Annotated in this window: 10 protein-coding genes; 1 reads left to right on the top strand and 9 read right to left on the bottom strand. The window is 65.8% G+C overall.

Features of this window, described 5'->3' with window-relative positions:
- Positions 1-63 precede the first annotated feature (63 nt).
- Entirely contained in the window at positions 64-843 is a 780-nt protein-coding gene (locus LDN90_RS14805; protein ID WP_223946287.1) for a hypothetical protein, read from the bottom strand.
- Positions 844-871: 28 nt separating this feature from the next.
- Positions 872-1,933 carry an ATP-dependent DNA ligase gene (locus LDN90_RS14800; protein ID WP_308292712.1) on the bottom strand — a complete coding sequence of 354 codons (1,062 nt, stop codon included), beginning with the start codon at positions 1,931-1,933 and terminating at the stop codon, positions 872-874.
- 111 nt (positions 1,934-2,044) lie between these two features.
- Between LDN90_RS14800 and LDN90_RS14795 the strand changes: the two genes are divergently transcribed.
- Complete coding sequence (locus LDN90_RS14795; RefSeq protein ID WP_142938894.1) at positions 2,045-2,419, top strand: hypothetical protein; 375 nt, start codon at positions 2,045-2,047, stop codon at positions 2,417-2,419.
- A gap of 10 nt (positions 2,420-2,429) precedes the next feature.
- Here LDN90_RS14795 and LDN90_RS14790 read toward each other — a convergent pair whose 3' ends face one another.
- The 7 genes from LDN90_RS14790 to LDN90_RS14760 all read right to left on the bottom strand — a co-directional run bounded on the left by LDN90_RS14790 (position 2,430) and on the right by LDN90_RS14760 (position 18,267).
- Complete coding sequence (locus tag LDN90_RS14790) at positions 2,430-3,407, bottom strand: hypothetical protein (RefSeq protein WP_223946286.1); 978 nt, start codon at positions 3,405-3,407, stop codon at positions 2,430-2,432.
- A 222-nt stretch (positions 3,408-3,629) separates the two neighbouring features.
- On the bottom strand, positions 3,630-4,001 hold the full coding sequence (locus tag LDN90_RS14785) for an HU family DNA-binding protein (protein ID WP_133830707.1): 372 nt from the start codon (positions 3,999-4,001) through the stop codon (positions 3,630-3,632).
- Between the two features lie 109 nt (positions 4,002-4,110).
- Positions 4,111-4,476: a hypothetical protein gene (locus LDN90_RS14780; RefSeq protein ID WP_142938896.1), complete on the bottom strand. Its 366-nt coding sequence runs from the start codon at positions 4,474-4,476 to the stop codon at positions 4,111-4,113.
- Between the two features lie 30 nt (positions 4,477-4,506).
- Complete coding sequence (locus tag LDN90_RS14775; protein ID WP_142938897.1) at positions 4,507-6,261, bottom strand: hypothetical protein; 1,755 nt, start codon at positions 6,259-6,261, stop codon at positions 4,507-4,509.
- A 1-nt stretch (position 6,262) separates the two neighbouring features.
- Positions 6,263-11,824: a hypothetical protein gene (locus LDN90_RS14770; RefSeq protein ID WP_142938898.1), complete on the bottom strand. Its 5,562-nt coding sequence runs from the start codon at positions 11,822-11,824 to the stop codon at positions 6,263-6,265.
- Positions 11,825-11,990: 166 nt separating this feature from the next.
- Positions 11,991-16,085: a type IV secretory system conjugative DNA transfer family protein gene (locus LDN90_RS14765; protein ID WP_142938899.1), complete on the bottom strand. Its 4,095-nt coding sequence runs from the start codon at positions 16,083-16,085 to the stop codon at positions 11,991-11,993.
- Between the two features lie 124 nt (positions 16,086-16,209).
- Entirely contained in the window at positions 16,210-18,267 is a 2,058-nt protein-coding gene (locus LDN90_RS14760; RefSeq protein ID WP_142938900.1) for a hypothetical protein, read from the bottom strand.
- Positions 18,268-18,321: the final 54 nt, after the last annotated feature.

Here is an 18,321-nt window from a genome sequence, read left to right as displayed (position 1 = left end):
GGCATCTTTTGCAGAACCCGCTCCGGCCGCCGATTCTTGCTTCAGCGGGTACAAATTGGCTGCTTAGGCCCGCGACAGCTCGGAATGCCGCTCGAGGCTGTACCGGATCAAATCCATAGCCGGGGTAAGGGCCCAGACAAGCAGCCTCATGGTCGGCCGGTTTTCCTTGGCGATGACATCATGCGGCAGAGAAGTTGACTGCGCCGGCTTCAGCACGGCATCCGCGGCCCAGCGCCTGCCGTGGGCAAAACCCGAGCACAGCTGCCATACGGACAAGGCGGACGTCCTGGGCACCAGGTCGCGGACCTGCGTGAGTATGTGCGTGCTGCTGGGGAGAATCAACTTTCCAGCGGCCCCGGAGGCATCGAGAATAGCCTGCAGTTGCGCCTTGTCGCTGTCGAAGTCCGGAAGCGTTCCCTGAAGATTCGGATGGCGACGTGCCAGTTCGCTGTACGCAGTCTCGCGGTCTTTGGCTACCTTCAGCGACAGAGACAGCGAACGAACTATCCTGGTCGCCTGTTCTTCTGGCGCTGAAATCCAGGCGGCCTGTGCGGCGCACTCAATGGCTGCCCTGACCAGCGAGAACGGGGCAAGAGTATGTGATGCTCCGGCACCAAGCATGATGCTGTCCAGCGCGTGCAAATGATCGATCGCGCTGACTACCGCATTGGCGATGTTGTGCGACGCCTGGTGGGGTTTGATGAGCCCATCGTCCTGCGCCAGACGGCTTCCGGCTTCCGGGATCCACGCCTCGTGGGAATCCCGGAAGCCCAGCCAGGTCCTCAGCTCCTGAAAATACGAGTCGGCAATCTCGAACTCTTCAGGTTCATCTTCTCGTCGCATGACTCCATTCTTCACATGGCTACATTCTTTATCGCCAGGCACGCTGGAAGCCTTCCGGGAGGGATACTTCCGTCGGCGACAACTCAGGCCTGACCCGCATGAGGCGGACTGAATGCCGGAATGCCTGACCCGACCAGGCTATGTCGGCCGAGACTTCAACCACCAACGGCTCCACCAAAGTCAAGCGAGTGGTGCCGCCCTCCTTGGTGAAGCGGTCCAGCACCCGTTCGCTGATTTCCTCCGGCCATGGATGCCTTCCCCGGGGAGGACGAAGATATGTGGCCAGATCCCTTCCCGCACGAGCCGTCAAGGACGTGGACCGGCCGACAATCCGCAGCCGTCCGTGTACCGGCAAACCCACCACCGCTGCCCGCGGGTGCGCCATGGGACCTATGACCGCCGCAAGAACCACATCAAGGGCGCTTCTGCTCTTGACCTTCAGCCAAATTCGCCGGGGCTCGTACGTCTGCCCTTCACCCTTGATCACAATTCCTTCCACGCCCGTGGCGGTCATGTCACTGAACCATGTGGCCGCCAGGGCCCGGTCGCTGGTCACCGGTGACAGATGCAGTGGCGGAATCCACCCGCGCGCCAGTTCCTCGAGCAGAGCCCGGCGATCCCGGAATTGAAGCCCGCGGGTATCCTGCCCGGCCACTGCCAGGACGTCGAAGGCTATCAGCGAGGCAGGGCTTTTCATCACGAGCTCCGCAAGAGCCGCCTTTGAGCTCACCAGGCGCATCTGCAGCGCATCGAAATCCAGACGGCCGCCGGACCACACCACAACTTCGCCGTCGACAACACAGCCCGGAGGGATCTGCTCACGCACGGAAGCCAACACGTCCGGAAAGTACCTACTCAGATCCTTGCCCTGTCTGCTGTACAGCCACGCCCCATCCGAACCGACCAGGCACACTGCCCGGAAACCGTCGAACTTCATCTCAAAGACTGAGCCGCCGGACAGTGCGTCACCGCGTGGAATCGACTCCACGGCCTTGGCCAAAGCAAGGGCAACAGGAGGATGCAGGGCGGCCGGCAAACCTTCGAACATCGTGGGCACAGCGTAAGCCCAGCGAAGCAGGGGTGGAAACAAGGCTTCCTCCCGGCTGGATGCAGCACCAAGCACCGGGAAGCGTCACAGCAAAGCTGTGACCGGGTCCTTCTTCGATCAGGGAAACCAACCACATTCGAAACAGGAGTCGTCATGTCCACTGAAGCTGTTACAAACCCCGCTGGGTCTGCCGGGACTGCCGATGGCCGGCGCTACAAGGAACCCACCTCACAGCAGATTGAAGATGCAGCGGCCCTGATGTTCCTGGCGGCGACAAGGAAAGCTCTGCGGGACCAGCAGCACATCTGGGATGTCCAACTGGAGTTGGAAGTCTCCTACACCGTACACAACCAGCGCAGGTACTGCGTACACGCCAGCACCCGTACAGGTGAAAGCCTCACGGGCCCACACGGTGTTCTCGTGCATCCGGCCAACGGAACTGCGGAAACGGCTGCCTGGAGCATTGCCGCAGAGGCTCGCAATGCAACGGCAAAACGCCGGCAAAAGGCGGCCATCAAGATTGCGTGACTACTGGCCTTTACCGGGGCGGGGCTTCCGCGCGACCTTCTGGCGTGGCTTGTGTTTTGTCACTGCCGATCTTTAGCCAGAACCAACCGACATACCAAAGAATCGCCGCCAGCCCGATCACAAAGCTGCCAAGCAACACTATCTTGGCCAAGACGTCCAAGCCCTTGGGCTCAAAGGCCATCATGACCAAAGGTACGAGGATCCCCAACGAGAGAACGCCCAGCATCCACATCGCCGCAGCCACACCCACAGGCTTGCCGACGCGGGCCAGCTCTTCATCCAAGCGGTCCCGCTCGGCAACAGCAGCCCGCAGTTGCGTCCGAAGATCGGCCTCAGCGCGGATTTCCTCATCCCGGTGTCGCACTTCGGCTGCGATCGCCCAGCCCGGTCTCAACGCCGATGCCAGATTTGTGTAGTCGAGGAGATCTCTAGATCCAAGAATCGATATTGCGGGAGGATTTGGCAGGAAGGCACGCCGGTGCTTGAATGCCTGTTCATAAATATCCTGGTCGGCGTCCGTGATTTCCAGACCGCGCTCGACGAGATCTGCAAGGTCAAGATTCCTGGTATCGCCTTTTCGGAGCTTCAAGTTGATGGCCTGCACTGCATTTTGCACCCGTTGCCGGAGTGCAACCGCGTATGGTCTGAGCTCTTCCTCTGTTGTTCCCCGTGGCAGGTGGTCCTGGATCAGGGCATCAAGGTCCAGAGCCGGCTCTTCAAGCAGTTTTTCCACTGCCACTCCGTAAAAGCTGCTCTTCGCCCTGTCAAACCGAATCCGCTGCGCGTCTTCCAGATCCGCCTCGATGTGTACGATGCGACCAACTGCCGCATCCACAAGCCTCCGGATTCCCTCCCGTTCGCTGGAGATCGCAACAAGCCGGCTGACAAGAAAACCTCCAATGATGGCGACGAGGACAGCCGACGCCTGGCTGAGGGCGGACAACAAAGTGCTCGGGTCCCAGTCCTGTTCCGCCGACCTGACAATCACGCTAAATGGATCGCATTGCACCACTGACTGGAGCAATGGCACACGGGAGGTACAGGTTAGGAATTCAGACGAGATCACCGAGCGATCATAAGCGACCCCTGACGATGCGCCGTGCACAGGGACCGGTCCTGGCACCTGCAGCCCCTTACTGACAGAAGAACCCCGGTGATGCTTCCGCATCGCCGGGGTTTTTATTTTTTTCTGTCAGCAGCTGCCCGTCGTCTATCCCGCCACCCGGGCAAGGACCTCCTCAGCCTCGTCAAACTCGTCGATCAGCCTCAAGGTCTCCGGGCCACCCAGGTCAGCGTCCGGATCGAGCCGTCGATTGATGCTGCGTGACGCGGAGAACTTCAGCACCGAGTAGTCATCCACGTCCTTCTTGCCGAACCGGACCTTGTGGCCTTTGTGCGTCTGCCGGGCGAAGCGGCCAAAGCCGGTGAGCACGACGGTGTCTCCACGGCGCACGGCGTCGGTGAGCTCCGCGATGAGCGACTCGTACACCTCACTCACCACCCTTATCGGCTGTCCGCTGCGGCCGGCCACCTTCGAGATGAATCCACGCTTGCTGATCCGCGGATGAACCGTCGTCTTCATGCCCACACCTTTGTCCTATCATCCCTCGTCGTCCGCTTCCTGCTTGAAAACCAGTTTATCCGACAGGCCTGTCGAAAAGCGATCCACAGACCTGTCGGTATTCATTCAACTAAAGCTCGATATCCGGATCAATGGACTGGCGGTCGTCCTTGTACTCGTAGTCAACTGACTCAATAATCGACCGAGTCTTCGGATCGCGCCGTGTGCTGACGATCTTGTCGTGGGACTCGTCGAACCGCTGCTGGTCGGCGATCCGGTGGGCCGCGTTGAGCTTGGCGTTGATGTTCTTGTCGCCGAACTCCATCATCGAGCTCACGGAGGACTTCGCACCCTGCTTGGTTGCGTTGACGTTCTTCTTGTTCTGCGCACGCTGCTGCTCCCAGCGACCGCGGTCCTCGGGCGTGACGTACCCGAACATCTGGGCGAGCCGGGAACCGTACCGCTCCTGCTGCTCTACCTGCTGGTCGTCGCTCATGGTCCTGTCTCCTTCTCGTTCGTTTCCGGACTATGCCGGCTGGTAGTCCTCGGCTCCGCGGTCGCGGCTCCACTGGCCCTCCGGCCCCGGCCGGGCCGAGGGGCCGGGCCCCTGTCGGAAGGGCTGGGGCCGCGTGCGCTGCGCCGCCAGGAAAGTAGCGGGATCGTCGACCGCGGCCCGCATCGTGTCCTGCCAGTCCTCGCCGAGGGCCAGCTTGAGCTCGTGCTCAAAATCCGGGTCCTCCTTGTTCAGCTCCTCGATGGCGTCCACGTAGGCGTTCGAGTAGACACGCTGCTGCTCCTCGTCCGAGAGACCATCGATCTCCATGCTTGCGAGCATGCTCTCGGACTGGTCGAGGCGCTGCTGGAGGTCCTCGGGCAGCCCGCGGGTGTCCAGGCCCTGCTTCTTGGCCGCGAAACCGATCATGTAGCCCATGACACTGCCGCCGAGGGCCTGTCCGTCGCCACGCTGGACGCCGTCCAGCATCGCCGCCTTCATGGTTTCCGCCAGCTGGACCTGGTGCTCGTCCGGCTCCATCGGCAGGCGCAGCGTGAACATGCCCTCGTCGGGGATCCGCCGGCCCAGGTGGTCGTCGAACTCCCCGGTCCAGACCTCGCGTACCCTGTCGGTGCCCGCGAGGCGGGCCTCGTGCGGCGAGGCCTTGACGATGCGGCCGTGCGCGACGCCGTTGAACATCAGGCGCAGCTCCGGCTCGGACTCCATCCGCTCGCCGATGATCGTCCGGGCGCGCTTGACCACCTCGGCACGGTCGAGCCCGTCGTCCTCCATCTGCTGGCGCAGGCGCTTGCGCAGGGCCTTGTAGCTGGCGTTGATCTGCTTCGCGTCCTGCTCGGGGTCACGCATCTTCCAGAAGGCGTTCTCCATGAGTGCGACCTCGGTCATGGCCGCCGACTCGGGAGTAAACAACTCACGGTTGCCCCGCTCGCGGCGCTCCAGGTCCTCCAGGCGGGTACGCCAGCGCCGGGAAAGGAAGTCGTCCCTGCTGGTGCCCCACCGCCCGCCCGACTTCCCGGACTGCTTCCCGCCGTCGTCGCCGGCGGCCTCCTGCGCCTCCGGCGCGCCCCCGAACAGATCTCCGACCAGGGCCGCCTGGCGCTCGGCCCTCTCGCCGATGTGCCGGGTCTTCGCGTCGATCCGGTCCTGGACCTTGTCCTTAAACGGCTGCAGGTAGGAGTCCATCTCCTTCCTGAAGTCAGGAGCGAGCATCCGCATTGCCATCATCATGCCGGCGGCCTGGATGACCGAGTTCGGGTTCACGCCGCGGGTGAGCGGACGCAGGCAGCCCTGCATCATCATCTGCATGTAGACCGCGTGCATCGCGTCGAACTCCTTCGTGCGCTCCCCGTCGTTGAAACCGGGCACGAGCAGCTTCGAATCGCGCAGCGTCTGCATGTACGCCTCGCCCGCCAGCCGCGTCTCCGCCCGGAGCTTCAGCAGCCGCTCCCGGTCGTCGAGGCCGTCATCGTCGGCCGCAGCGCGCTCCTGGTCGCGTGCACGCTGGCGCTCCCGCTCCTCGGTCCGCTCCCGCGTCGCGGCCCCGAAGAAGCCGCGGGCACGGTCGCGCAGCCGCTCGCGCTGCCCGCGTGAGGTGTCGTGTCCGCCCTGCGTCTCCGGCTCGTCGACAATCTCCGCGTCGATGATGTCCTCCTCCCCGCCGTCCATCCCGTACACGGCATGGACGTCGCCCAACGGGTCGACAGGCAGTGCCTTGCGCCCCCGGCCCCTGCCGCCCGGACCCATTTCCCGCTCCGTGTCCTGTGTCATGTCAGCCTCCCAGTCCATAGTCGTCGTCACTCTGCTGCTGCCCGGTCTCGTAGCTCGGCGTCCAGGCCGGGTGACGGCCGCCCACGCCGACGGCGTGTGCCGAGCGCCGGCTGGCACCGCGCGCCCTGGCGGCCCCGTCCCCGGTCTGCGCGAGCACGTCACGCTTGAGGACCGAGGCATCCACCGCGGCCTCCGCGGAGTCCAGGCCGTCCAGCCCGTCGAGGCCGTGCGCCGCGAACGCGTCGAGCTCGCGCGCCGCCGCGGCCCGGGCACGGCGGGTGCCCGCTGAGGCGAACTGCTCGTTCTTCTCGCCGTCGAAGACGCTCTCGCGATTCTTCGCAGCCTGCACCAGCGCCTCGAAGTCGCCGCCGTAGGCCATACGGTCCATCACCGTGCCCGCCAGGGACGGGTCCTCCTCGAGGTTGCGCACCAGGCCCGACTTCGGGTCCTCCAGCGCGCGGGCGACACGGGCGACGCAGTCCGGGTTGACCGAAACGTTGAACCCGTCCTTGGCCTCGTAGAACTCAACGAACTGGGCCTCCCACTCCTCGGCCGTGGCCTGGACAGCCTCGCCGTCGGCGAACTCGGGACGCCACTGGCCGGGGCCGGTGTGCTCAAGCTTGCGGCCGCGCCACAGATCGCGCCCGGGACCCTGCAACATCTCGTACTTGTGCCGGGCCTCCGCAGCGTCGTGCTTGGCCTGCAGGATCGACTGGGTCACCGGATAGGTCACCTCAAGCACCGCCTTCAGGTCAGCGCCGCGCAGGGCGCGCACCGCACGCTGGGAGAACGAGCCACCCAGTCCCGTGCCGTGGGCCTTGATCGCCGTGGCGAACATCGAGGCCTCCTGGTCCTCCTGCGTGATGCCCGGCGTACCCTGCTCGTCGCCGAGGTTGCGGGCGTAGTCCCCGAGCTTCTTCTCGCTGCCCTTGGCTCCGGTCTCGACGCAGACTTCGCGCACGCTCTGCAAGTGCGCCTCGCGGCTGCTGAAGGTCAGCGCCGAGCCGAACTCGCCGCGCTGTGCCGAGCGATAGAGATCGCTGAGCTCCTCGACGAGGACCTCGTGGCCGGCGGCAACCTCGTGCGGATCGCTGACGAACCGCAGGCGGTTCGCCTCCTTGACGGCACTCTCAAGACTCTCCGCCAGCTCCGGGTTCTTGGACAGCGCCACCTGGGTGTCCAGCGAGACCTGCATGGCCAGCGGGTGCGAGCCGTCGGCCTTCACCACGCCGGTGTCCAGGAGGTTCGCTCCGACCGAGAGCCTGGCCATCGCCTCGGCCTTGGCGGCCTCGCTGTGCAGCCTCACCACGGCGACCGCATCACCGTCGAAGTCGCCGTCGAAGCACTGGTCCATCACCGGGTTGATCGCCGCGCCGGTGAGCCGGTCGTCGATCGCCACGCGCATGTAGCGCACGCCGGCGTCGCGCAGGACCGGGTCGCGCCAGACCAGCGCGTGATCGCCTTCGGCCAGGCCCAGCTGCTCGGCCTTGACCGAACTCAGAGCGATCTGATCGATGTCCAGCCGAGGGTCGGCGGTCCAGACCATCGTGGCCGAGTCCGACAGGCGCGAGCTCATCAGCCCGGTCTTGAAGATGTTGTTCTTGCCGGTCAGCACGCGGTTCTGCACGTCCGTGGTGATCGCCTCGAAGGCACGCTGTGCCCGCGAGACAGACTCGCTCATGCCCCGGCGCACCTCGGCGCGCTTGTCCGGCGACAGGCCGTGGTCGTCCAGCTGCTCGGCCATGTACCGGTAGCGGCAGGCTTCGACGAAGACGTCCTGGTAGCTGCGCGTGTAGTCGTGCGTGACGGACGTGCCGTCGTCGAACTCCTGGCCGCTGCGCAGGTGCGAAGAGAGCACCGGCAGCTTCCACGAAGTCGCGCTGACCGTCTCGGTCAGCTGACCCGTCGGGTAGGTCAGCGGAAAGGGGATTTCCATGTCGCCGCCGCGATCGCCGATCAGGTCGCCGAAGGACTTGCGCATGGCCGTGGTGTTCAGCCCCGGCGTCGCGCCCTCGCTGCGCGGCTGCGTGCGCATCAGTTCTGGCATCGGGATCAGGCGGCGCTCGGGCCGCTCGTCGACACTCTCGGCTTGGCCCACGACGCGCAGGGTGCCGTCGGCCTCCATGTCCAGTCCCGCCACCAGCAGATACTCGCGCAGGTTCGACTCGGCACCGGAGTTGTGGCCGTAGAACTCGCGCATGATCGCCGGGCAGTCCTGGGACTGCAGCGCCCAGGCCAGCTGCGAGGAGGCCTTGCGCCCCTTGCCGGCGCGCACCTGTTCGTCGTCGTAGATCTTAGTCTTCTCGTCGACAGCCATGTGGGTGACCACGAACCGCATCTCGCCCAACCCTCCGTCGACCGGCCCGGCCTCGGGGCCCTGGACGGCCGGGCGGCGGATGTCGCCCACGGCACCGCCCATCAGCTCGCGCGCCGATCCGGCGTTGCGGCGGGAGATCAGCGAAAACGGGCTCATCACCACGTCGATGCCCGGGTTCTCCCCGAACCAGGCCACCTCCTGCTCCAGGCCCTGGGCACGCGCCTCGTCCGGGTCCATGTGGCGGTCGACCACCAGAGAGACGACACCCTTGTTGCCGTGCAGATCGCTGATCTTGTCGCCCACGACGAGGTCGCGCAGCTGGCCACCGGCCCCGCGGATGCGGTGCCGCTCGGAGAACTCCGTCGACACCACGATCGGGTCGTCGGCCGTCCAGCCGCCGAAGGTCATCAGAGCGGTGCCGGTCGGCTTCGTCACCTCGGAAGACTGCATGATCGTCGAGGCCGTCATCTGCTGCCGGTCGAACGGGTCATAGCGCAGCGTCTCCAGCTCCGGCCGGCTCATCAGCGGGGCGCGGGAGCCGGTCACGGTCTCCGGGTCACCCGGCTCAATCGTGCCGTCGGGGCGCACGGCGGCGTCCTCGGTGAGGTAGCGCACGATGCCCTGGTTGGTCGCGCCGCCGGTCATCACCGGATCGAAGAAGCCGCCGGGAGCCGTCACATGGTTACGGTCGGTTCCCGTGAGCACCGTCATGTTCCGTCCACCGGTGAGCCGCCAGGCGTCGAAGACGTTGTCGTCGGCCGGGTCGGTGCGATCGCGTTCGGCGCGGTACTCGGCGTAGATCGTCGAGCCCTGCTTGATCTCGTTGGAGTAGCGCACGCGCTTGGCCTCGGTCTCGAGGATCGAGGCCGTCCACTCGTCCAGTCGTGCGGTGGCCTTGCCGGTGGCGGGGTCGACCTCATACGTCGTGGCCCGTTCGATGAAGTCAACCGGGTGCTTGGTACCGTAGAGCTGCGAGTACACCGCGTTCAGCGAGGCCGGCTCGCCGGTCCGGCTGCGGCCGGAGACGAGGTCACCGGCAAGCTGGTACTGGATGCGCTCGTGCATCAGCTGTTCGTAGCCGCGCAGCACCGTGCGCTCCTCGACCGACTTGGGGGCCTCGCCCGGGGTCTGGGCCTTGATCCGCGCCTCGTAGCCGGGGACGATCAGCGCGTTCTCGCCACTGGCGAAGCGCGTGACAATTTCCCCATGGCTGCCGACATCGAAGACCTGGCCGATCTCACCGGAGACCGGCGTGGCCTTGCCGTCACGACGCAGCTTTTCGGCGGTCCAGCTGATGACGCCCTGCGCGTCGACCAGGATCTCACCCGGCGTCGCGGCGTTGCGCTCGATGCTCTCCCGGACGGTCTGACCGATCCGACGCATGAACTCCGAGGGATGCTCGGCGATGGGGGCGGCGGTGGCCGCGTGGAAGGAGACGATCCGGTCCTTGAAGCGGGTCGCCTGGAAGCTGGTACCCATGAGCTCGGTGGGAGGCACCCCGCAGCGGCGCAGCGCCGAGGCGAGATTGTCCAGGTTCGACCACTGGCCGGTCGGGCTGGTCATGTACTTGGCGACGCGGGCGGGGTCGAAGCGCTGGTCGAGCCACTCGCCGTCGATCAGGTGCGGCTCGGCATCCCAGGTGCCGACCAGCTCGAACGGAACGTCATCAGCGTGCGCACGGACCTTGTCGGCGGCCGTGCCACCATAGACCAGGTTGCCCAGGTCCGGAAGCTCACCGGCCTGCAGCTCGCCGATCTCCTCCAGGCGCTCCTGGTACATCTCCTCGGTCGCGCCCGGACGCAACAGCTCGCTGCGCGCTCCGGTGAGTACGTCCCAATATGAGCGCTGGATCGCCGCGACCTCGGGGTCAGAGGCATACTCCGGGGGCTCGATCTCGTCGAGCGCGCCCTCGGTGCGCTGCAGCTCAGACTCCGCGCGCAGAATCAGCTCCTCGACGCCCAGGGCGGCGCGCAGGTTCTCCCGCGCGGTGTCCACGGCCTCGCGACCGTAGGCCTCGGCCGGCTCTGCATCCACGAAGAAGGTCGGCAGGGAGCGGTTCTTGGCATCCCGGCGCAGCATGACCTTGGACCCGGGGCGCGGGGCGCTCTCACCGGGGACGATATAGTCCGCGACGACGAACATGCTCTCGCGGTCGACGTGATAGCTGTCCGGCACGTCGATGAGGGAGCGGCCGCGGCCATGCTCGGGGTGGCTGGAGCCGACGACGCCGACCACCGTGCCGGGAAGATCGTCGCGTTCAATGGGCAGGCCTTGGGCGAAACGCAACAGCCGCACGGCGTCCTCGGAGGTCGGGGCGGGCACGGCCATGCCGCCGGGCACCCGGTGATTGGTGCTGTAGCGCAGCACCGTTCCGTTGTCATAGATGCGCGCCCCGGCGTACTCCTCCTGGCGCGTGTCAGTGAGACGGATCTCCATGCCGGTCCCGGAGATCCGGGCCTTGATCTGCCCGGGCTCACGGTCGCGCAGGACCTCGTAGGCCACGCCCTGGGACTTCAGCTCCTCGAGCAGCGCCGCCGAGCGCGCCTCCGCCCGCTGGGACATAAAACGGTTGCGGTCAACGCGGCCGGTCTGCGGGTCGCGTCCGCCGTCGATGACCCACTCGCGGACCTGGTCGTACTCCTGGCGGCTCATCTTGTCCATGAGCGCCGTGAGGCCTGCGGCGTCGTCGTTGGTCATGGCGCGGCCGGCCTCGTACGGCTTACCGTCCTCGTCGAGCCGCCAGAGCGTCATGTTCCCGCGGCGCGGCTCAGACAAGGACTCCACCTCGCCGCCGGCGTTCTTCACGATCGTCTCGTCGGGAATGTACAGCAGCTCGGTACCTGCGCGCTTCACCGTCGCACGCTCGGACCAGGCCGGGTCGTAAGGGCTGATCGGCAGCCGCGCCGAACGCGGGTCAATCTCCGCTCCGACACCCGTGGCACGGGTGAACTCACGCTGCAGCGTCTGGTAGCGCTCGTTGGCGGGGGAGTGGTCGCCGAACTGCGGCTCGTAGTCCGGGACGCGCTCGGAGAAGGCCGTGTCGATCGCAGTCAGACACGCGGTGACGCCGAGTCCGGGATCAGCCAGGGCGGTTCCGCGCTGGCCGAGGATCTGGTCAACCCGTCCGCGGATGGCCTTCGCCTGGGAGATGGGAATGATCTCCCCGCTCTGTTCCCGGGCCTGCTCGACTGCCTTGTAGAAGACGTACTCGTAGAAGTACCGCCTCAGTCCGTGTGCCTTCTTCATTGCTACTCAGCCTCCTGTGGACGCTCGGGGACATAACTATGTATAGATCATACCCCGACGATTCGAATGGAAGCGATAGACGAGTCAGAAACGAGCCAAAAGACGAATGCCGGGACAGTCGAATTGCATCGACTGTCCCGGCACGGAGCGAATAGACCCGCCGGCACTACCCCCGGGACTTCATCTCTACGGCCATGGCCCGGTCGAAAGCCCCGTCGGCCAGGACCTCCCAGCTGGGCAGCGAGGCCAGGTACGTGTAAAAGGCGGCGTGCACCTTGACCGTGGCCAGCGACCGCAGATCCTCCTCGGTCACGTCCTGTTCGGCGAACACGCGCGAGCCCTCGTCGCTGATCTGGCCGTTGATCCTGCGGGCGGCGTCGGTGTAGGCATCGGAACGGACCTGGCTGATGTAGGTCTTTGACCCGTCGGCGCTGCGCAGCTCGCCGTCCCCGCCGACTGAGAAGTGCTCGCGGTCCCGCTGCATCTCCACCAGCGCGGTCTTATACGCCTCACCAATCTCAAGGTCCAGGGCCTTGACCTTCGCCGAGCCGTCGAGATTGATCAGCATCTCCTTGCTGACCGTGCCCTCGGCGTAGACCAGGCGCTTGTGGTCCTTCTGCGTCGCCTGGTGGGCAGCCACGGTCGCGGCCACCTCCACGTCCTCCAGGAACTCCTCGTCGTTGCCCAGCATCATGGCCTCGTAGTCGTCCGGGTCCACGACCACCGGGGCGTTGGGATCGCCACTCTCGTCGGTGAAAACCATCCGCGTGATGACCTCCATGACCTCGTCCGAGTAGACGTCCGGGTCGAGGCGCTCGATGTCGATGTCCTTGTAGTCGTACGTCTCCTGGTAGAGCGTCTTGGCGTCGGCCGCCCTGACCGCCTGGGCCATGCGCTTGTCGAGCATCTTGACGAAGTCCGGCTGATTCATGCGCACGTCGAACTCCATCGCGGAGCTGAGCGTGGGGATCGTCTGCAGCGAGTACTCGTGCCCCGGGTGGGTGATCGTGTTGCCGAGCAGCTTGAATGACATCGGCAGGATCGTCTCGTTGCGGTTCCAGACCGGCGCGTCGCCGGCGCGCAGCACGATCGAGTTGCGCGGCGAGAGGAAGGCGAAATCGTTGTACTTGATCAGCGGCTCCTCCTCCGTCGACCAGGTGCGCGAAATCGCTCCGTCCGTCTTCCCGCCGACCACCTTGTCCAGGTTCTGCGTGATCTGCTTCGAGCTGGCGTGGGTACGGTGAGTCTTGCCGCTCATCTTCTCCAGCGTCTCAATCATCGAGTCGTCGGTCGACTTGAGGAAGACGATGTTGCTGGTGTTTCCCTGCACAATCTTGTCGACCGACTCGCCGTAGACGTCGCGCAGCTGCTGCAGCGTCTGCAGGATAAGCGTGAACTGCTGCTCCTGGCCGAGGCCGATGGAGAGCATGGTCTCGAAGCCGGCGATGCCATTACCGTCGGACTGCAGGTTGCCGAGCTCGTCGAGCATGAACCGGGTGCGGTAGAGCGGCTTCTGGTTCGACTTGGTCATGTACGACTGGTCAAACGAGACGTCCACCAGCTGCTTGACCAGGATCAGGATCAGCTTGGCGTACTTCATCAGGTGTGGGGGAGTGACGAGAAAGACCGCCTTGGGCGACTCCGAGTACCGCGCCATCGTCTGCGTGATCGCGCGCGCCCGGACCTCGACCTCCTCAGGGTGCCCTCCGCCGGAGAAGTCCAGCTTGCGGCTCGGAAAGGTCGTGTCGCCGGGCTGGAACGAGAGGATCTTCCCGTCGCGGGTGCCACCCTCCCGCACCGGCCGCAGCTCGCGCAGCACGCCGTTCTTCACGATCTTCTTGCCGGTGACCGGCTCGACCACGAAGTGCCGGCCGTTGAGGGAGAGCTGGTAGCTCTTGCGGAAGTGGAAGTAGAAAGTGCGCACGAGCATGCCGCTCTGCGGGTTCTTCAGCTCCAGCTTCAGCCAGGCCTCGTCGCCGGGGAAGATTCCCTTGAAGTTGTAGCGCGCCCAGCCCACGCGGCCGACGATCTCCGAGTGCTCGAAGTCCTTGCCAAGGTTCTGGATGAACATCGGGTCCGCGTACGCCGACCAGCTCGCCATCTGGCCGAGCAGGTGGTCGCGCTTCATGAAGTTCGGCGAGAACCGCACGCCCAGCCGCCGCGGGAAGGACAAACCCGCCAGGTCAGTGTTCTGGCTCGGCTTACCCGAGGTCAGGGTCGAGATCGTCGGGTCGGTGAAGAAGCTCATGCCCGTGATCGCGATGCCGTAGACCGAGGACATCATCTTCTCCGCACCGGCCATGGCGACCAGGGCGTTGTGGGCGTTGCCGACGAGCGTGCGCATCGAGTTGCGCGGCAGGGCCTGGGTGGCGTTGAAGTAGAGCGTGAGCAGGTCCTGCTCGGCCTTGCCCTCCCACAGGAAATCCTTCTCGGCGACCTTGGCCTGCTCCTCGGCCAGGGCGTCCTCGTCCTCTTCGAACTCGCCGTTCTTGATGCGCTTCTCCAGCTCGGCAGCGGGGTTCTTCCACTTCTTCGAGGTCAGCTGCACGAAGAGCTGGTAGCAGTTGTACAGCGTGACCTTTCCCCACATGTCGTCCAGCCGCTGCTCCAGCGTGCCCGGGTCCATGCCGGTGGCTGCTGCGTACTCGCGCAGCTCACGCTCCTCCTCGAGGTAGTAGTCGATGAGACCGTAGGCGGCCCGTTTGAAGGCGTTGTTCGCCGCGTTCGGCCAGACCGGGTCCTCACCGCCGTCCAGCGGGAAGAAAACCTCGCCAATGTTCTCGATGTAGAGCGCGCACTTGGTCGAGTCGCCCTCGCGGGCGGCGTCGGCGGCCATGCCCAGCGGGTTGTAGATGTCGGTCTTCATCGCGTTGATCAGGTTGAACTGCACCGGCTCGAAGCCGCGCGTGACCAGCGGGATGTAGTTCTTGACGAGCAGCTCGCCCTTGGGGTCGTTGATGACCATGTTCGAGGGCTTCTTCTCCCTCGACCACATGTCGATCATCGGCTCGATGTAGGTCTGGCCCTTGCCCGCCCGGGTGATGGCCAGCACCATCGTGTTCACGGGAGCAGTGTCGACGATGTAGGCACCGGCAGGGCGCTGGACTTCGTACGCCGGGAACTCCCAGTCATCGGTGATCAGGTCAGACACCGTACGGTAGGGCCCGAGCTTGTCACGGTTCGCGCCCTGGAGCTTCCCAGGGTCCTTCGCCTCTTTGGCCTTGCGCCGGCTCTCCTCGGTCGGCGGGTTGTACGGGATCACCGTTGCGTCATACTTCCGGCGCAGCCGCTTGTCCCGGGGCAGGCCCGAGGCGTCGAAGAGCGCCTGGCCGAACTCCTCGTCGATCAGCGGCAGGGTCTCGACCAGCGGCTCGCCGTCGTCGCCGTCCATGACCTCACCCTTGTAGTAGACGATGTTGCCGTCCTGGTCAATCACGTCGGACTCTGCGCGCCGGGAGACCTTGACCGTGCCCAGCCCCTTCTTGCTGAGCATCATGTGACTGATCATCGAGCTGACCTGCACCCCCGAGTGCGCACCGGCGTCCGGGAACCAGTCGTAGTTCTGCTGGACCTCCTCCGGCAGCGCGATGTGCTGGTCGTTGCGGTGGTCGTTGATGTCCGTGTGGTCGACCGTCGCGTTGTGCTTGGCGACCTGGCGTCCGGTCCAGGTGGAGATCACGATCATGACCAGCGCGCCCGATCCCAGCGTCAGGAAGAGCTTGAACCCGGTGACGGACCCCAGCTGCCCGCCGACGTTCGTCGCCGCGGGCGTAGCCCCCTGGTCAACCTTCGGGGCGTCCTGGGCGGCGCTGCCTGCGTGGGTCCACCACGCTGGCACCGGGACGTCCTTGAGATCCGGGTAGCACTTCGAGCCGATCTCGGGGTTACCCTTCTCGTTGACGGCGCGGTAGCACGTCATCGGGGCCCCGCCCTGGCCTGTCGTCGTGTCCTCCACGTAGTACGAGTCCGGCTTTCCGCTGCTGTTTCCGCCCAGGCCACCGCCCATCGTCGCCCCGAGCGTGAGCACTGCCGTAGCAATGACCGAGTACAGCACCCACGCCACGATCGCGACCAACAGGCCAGCGACGCCGGCGAGCACGAGGCCCGACGTGTTCGACTTCTTGCTCAGCCGCTCGCCGCGGTCCAGCTGCTGGTCTTCATAGACGTCCCGGTTCGTCAGCGTCTCCTCCGGCCGACGCGCCGAGATCTTCTCCCAGCCGCTGGCCTTGGGCCGTGCCGCCCTGCGCTTGCTGCCTGCCATGGTTCTCCCTGCCTGTTTCCGCGTGTGTCTGTGTGTCCTGCGCCTGTTGTGATCCCGGAAGACGCCGACGGCGCACGGGGTGCGAGCCCCATGCGCCGTCAGACTCGTCGATCTCCGAGTCGGATCAGCCGCCCATGGCTGCCCCGCCGATGAAGCCGGCGACGCCGCCGAGCACGGGCAGCGCGACGATCAGGGCGATGAGCATCTTGTTGTAGCGGCTCTGGATCTCCGAAGCCCTTGCCAGCTCGCTGGCGTAGGACTCCTTGTCCGCAGCCATCTCCTCCAGCCGTGCCTCGTAACGGCGCTTGACCGAGTCCTCGACAACCTCCATCTGCTGCAGCAGGTCCGTGTTCCGCTGCGTGGCCGAGTCGGTCTTCTCCTTCTCGAGGGACAGGCTGTGCTGCCATTCCGTCTCGCGGGCCTGCATCTGGGTGATCGCGTCCTTGCGGTTGCGGTCGAGCTCGTCCTCCATCCGGCGGATGCGGTCGGCGTGCTCGTTGCGGATCGACTCCAGCAGCGCCTCCTGCTCGCGGCGCAGGACGCCGATCTCGTCGGTGGTGCGCTGGTGCTCTGCCAGAGCCTCGGCCTGGGCGATGTCCGCCTTGCGGTTGTCGTCGACGATCCGCTGGATCTCGGCCTTCCACTGCCCCAGACGCTGCTCCTCGGCCTCGAGGTAGGCCTTCTGCTTCTCGGCCAGGACCTCGAAGATCCGCGTAGTGCCGACCTGCATCTTCAGGGCGGCGTCGGAGCGGCGCACGCGCAGGATCTCCTGGCGGTCGTGCGAGTAGGAGTTCTCGAGCACCCGCTCGATCTCGGCGACGGCGTCGGCCTGCTCGCGCTCCATGCGGGAGCGGTTGCGCTCCTTGTACTGGATCTCCGCCTGGAGGGCGGCCTGCTCGGCGAGCTTCTTCGCCTGGGCCTCGTAGTCCTGGACGATCTCGGCCTTACGGGTGCGGATCCGCTGTTCCTTCTCGGACTCCCGCTCGCGGTGCGCCGCCTCGGTGCCGTCCTTGAGTGCCTTATAGCGCGAGCCCTCGCGGTCGGTGGCCACGTCACGGATGACCTGCTCGACGTGGGCCGACATGAGGTTCACGTACAGCGTGCGCAGTTCGTCCTCGTGCGCCCACCGCAGCTGGGCAAGGTCGGCATTGGCCTGCCGGTTGAGCTGGGCGACCTGGTCGCCGAGCCATTCGGTCGCACCCTGCGGCACCTCGATCTGCACGACCGGCGCGCCGATGGCGAAGGTCGCATTGAACTCGTCCAGGCGCACGTCGAGGTCCAGGTCCTCGGAGAGGAAGCGGCGGGCGATGACCTCGCGCACCTGCTCCTGGTTCTCCAGCAGGACGGCTTCCTCCTCGGCCGGGGCGTACGTCATATCGTCGGCGGTCACAGGACCGGACTCCTCGAAGCCGGCCGTGCCGTCGAAGCCGGGCTCCGGCTCCACCGCAACCGGGGCCGCGTCCTCGTATCCGAAGCCGACGGCTTCGTCGTCGAACACGGGCTCATCGCCCGCAGCGTCGAAGACCGGCTCGTCACCGGCACCCTCGCCCCCGCCGGGAATCGAGTCGAAGATCGGGTCACCTTCGTCGCCGGTGTCCACGGCAGCAACAGCGTCCGCGTCCACCGCGGGAAGGGTCCCGGGCTCGTCGGTGGTGACGCCGCTGTGCTCGCGCCAGGCCTGCGCTCCGACAGCCTCCTCGAGGCTCAGCGTGCCGGAAGCGACCTCCTGGGCCTGCTTGAACGTGGCCTCGGCGACCAGGTCCACCAGCAGCTCGCCGCTGGGCTTCTGCCAGACGACCGCCCAGGAGTACTCCGCGCCAGCCAGGAGCGAGTACTCCTCCATGCGCGCAAGCGTCTCCGTGTTGGGGATGATGCCGAAGACCTCTTCGCCCAGCATCTCTGCCGTGGCGACGGTCCTGATCTGGTCGGAGTCAATGAGCTCGATGAGCGAGCCCTTCGCCTCGTCGCGGCCGTGCCGCTTGCTCAGCCCGCCGATGGACTCGGCGGCCAGCACGAGCATGACCCACGCCGTGCCGCTGGGGAAGACGAACTTCGCGTTCGACCGCAGCAGGTCGACTGCTGCGGGGATCGCCGTCTCCCTGACCACGGACGAGAGCAGCTCGTCAGGCTTCTTCTTCCGATCCTTGTTCCGGCTTCCCGCAGCCGTGCCCAGAATGCCCATTGGTGTCGATCCCTTCGATGATGAAACGCAGTTCGCCTGGTATATGAGTATCCT

This window comes from Arthrobacter sp. NtRootA1 (assembly GCF_019976975.1).
Taxonomy (GTDB): Bacteria; Actinomycetota; Actinomycetes; order Actinomycetales; family Micrococcaceae; genus Arthrobacter; species Arthrobacter aromaticivorans.
The sequence above is the reverse complement of the archived record's forward strand: the minus strand, read 5'-3'. Positions and strand labels throughout refer to the sequence as shown.

What these genes read in the sequence shown, in the direction of transcription:
- LDN90_RS14805 (WP_223946287.1), bottom strand. Translation starts at nt 843, where the DNA reads ATGCGACGAGAAGATGAACCTGAAGAGTTCGAGATTGCCGACTCGTAT.
- LDN90_RS14795 (WP_142938894.1), top strand. Translation starts at nt 2,045, where the DNA reads ATGTCCACTGAAGCTGTTACAAACCCCGCTGGGTCTGCCGGGACTGCC.
- LDN90_RS14785 (WP_133830707.1), bottom strand. Translation starts at nt 4,001, where the DNA reads ATGAAGACGACGGTTCATCCGCGGATCAGCAAGCGTGGATTCATCTCG.
- LDN90_RS14780 (WP_142938896.1), bottom strand. Translation starts at nt 4,476, where the DNA reads ATGAGCGACGACCAGCAGGTAGAGCAGCAGGAGCGGTACGGTTCCCGG.
- LDN90_RS14775 (WP_142938897.1), bottom strand. Translation starts at nt 6,261, where the DNA reads ATGACACAGGACACGGAGCGGGAAATGGGTCCGGGCGGCAGGGGCCGG.
- LDN90_RS14770 (WP_142938898.1), bottom strand. Translation starts at nt 11,824, where the DNA reads ATGAAGAAGGCACACGGACTGAGGCGGTACTTCTACGAGTACGTCTTC.
- LDN90_RS14765 (WP_142938899.1), bottom strand. Translation starts at nt 16,085, where the DNA reads ATGGCAGGCAGCAAGCGCAGGGCGGCACGGCCCAAGGCCAGCGGCTGG.
- LDN90_RS14760 (WP_142938900.1), bottom strand. Translation starts at nt 18,267, where the DNA reads ATGGGCATTCTGGGCACGGCTGCGGGAAGCCGGAACAAGGATCGGAAG.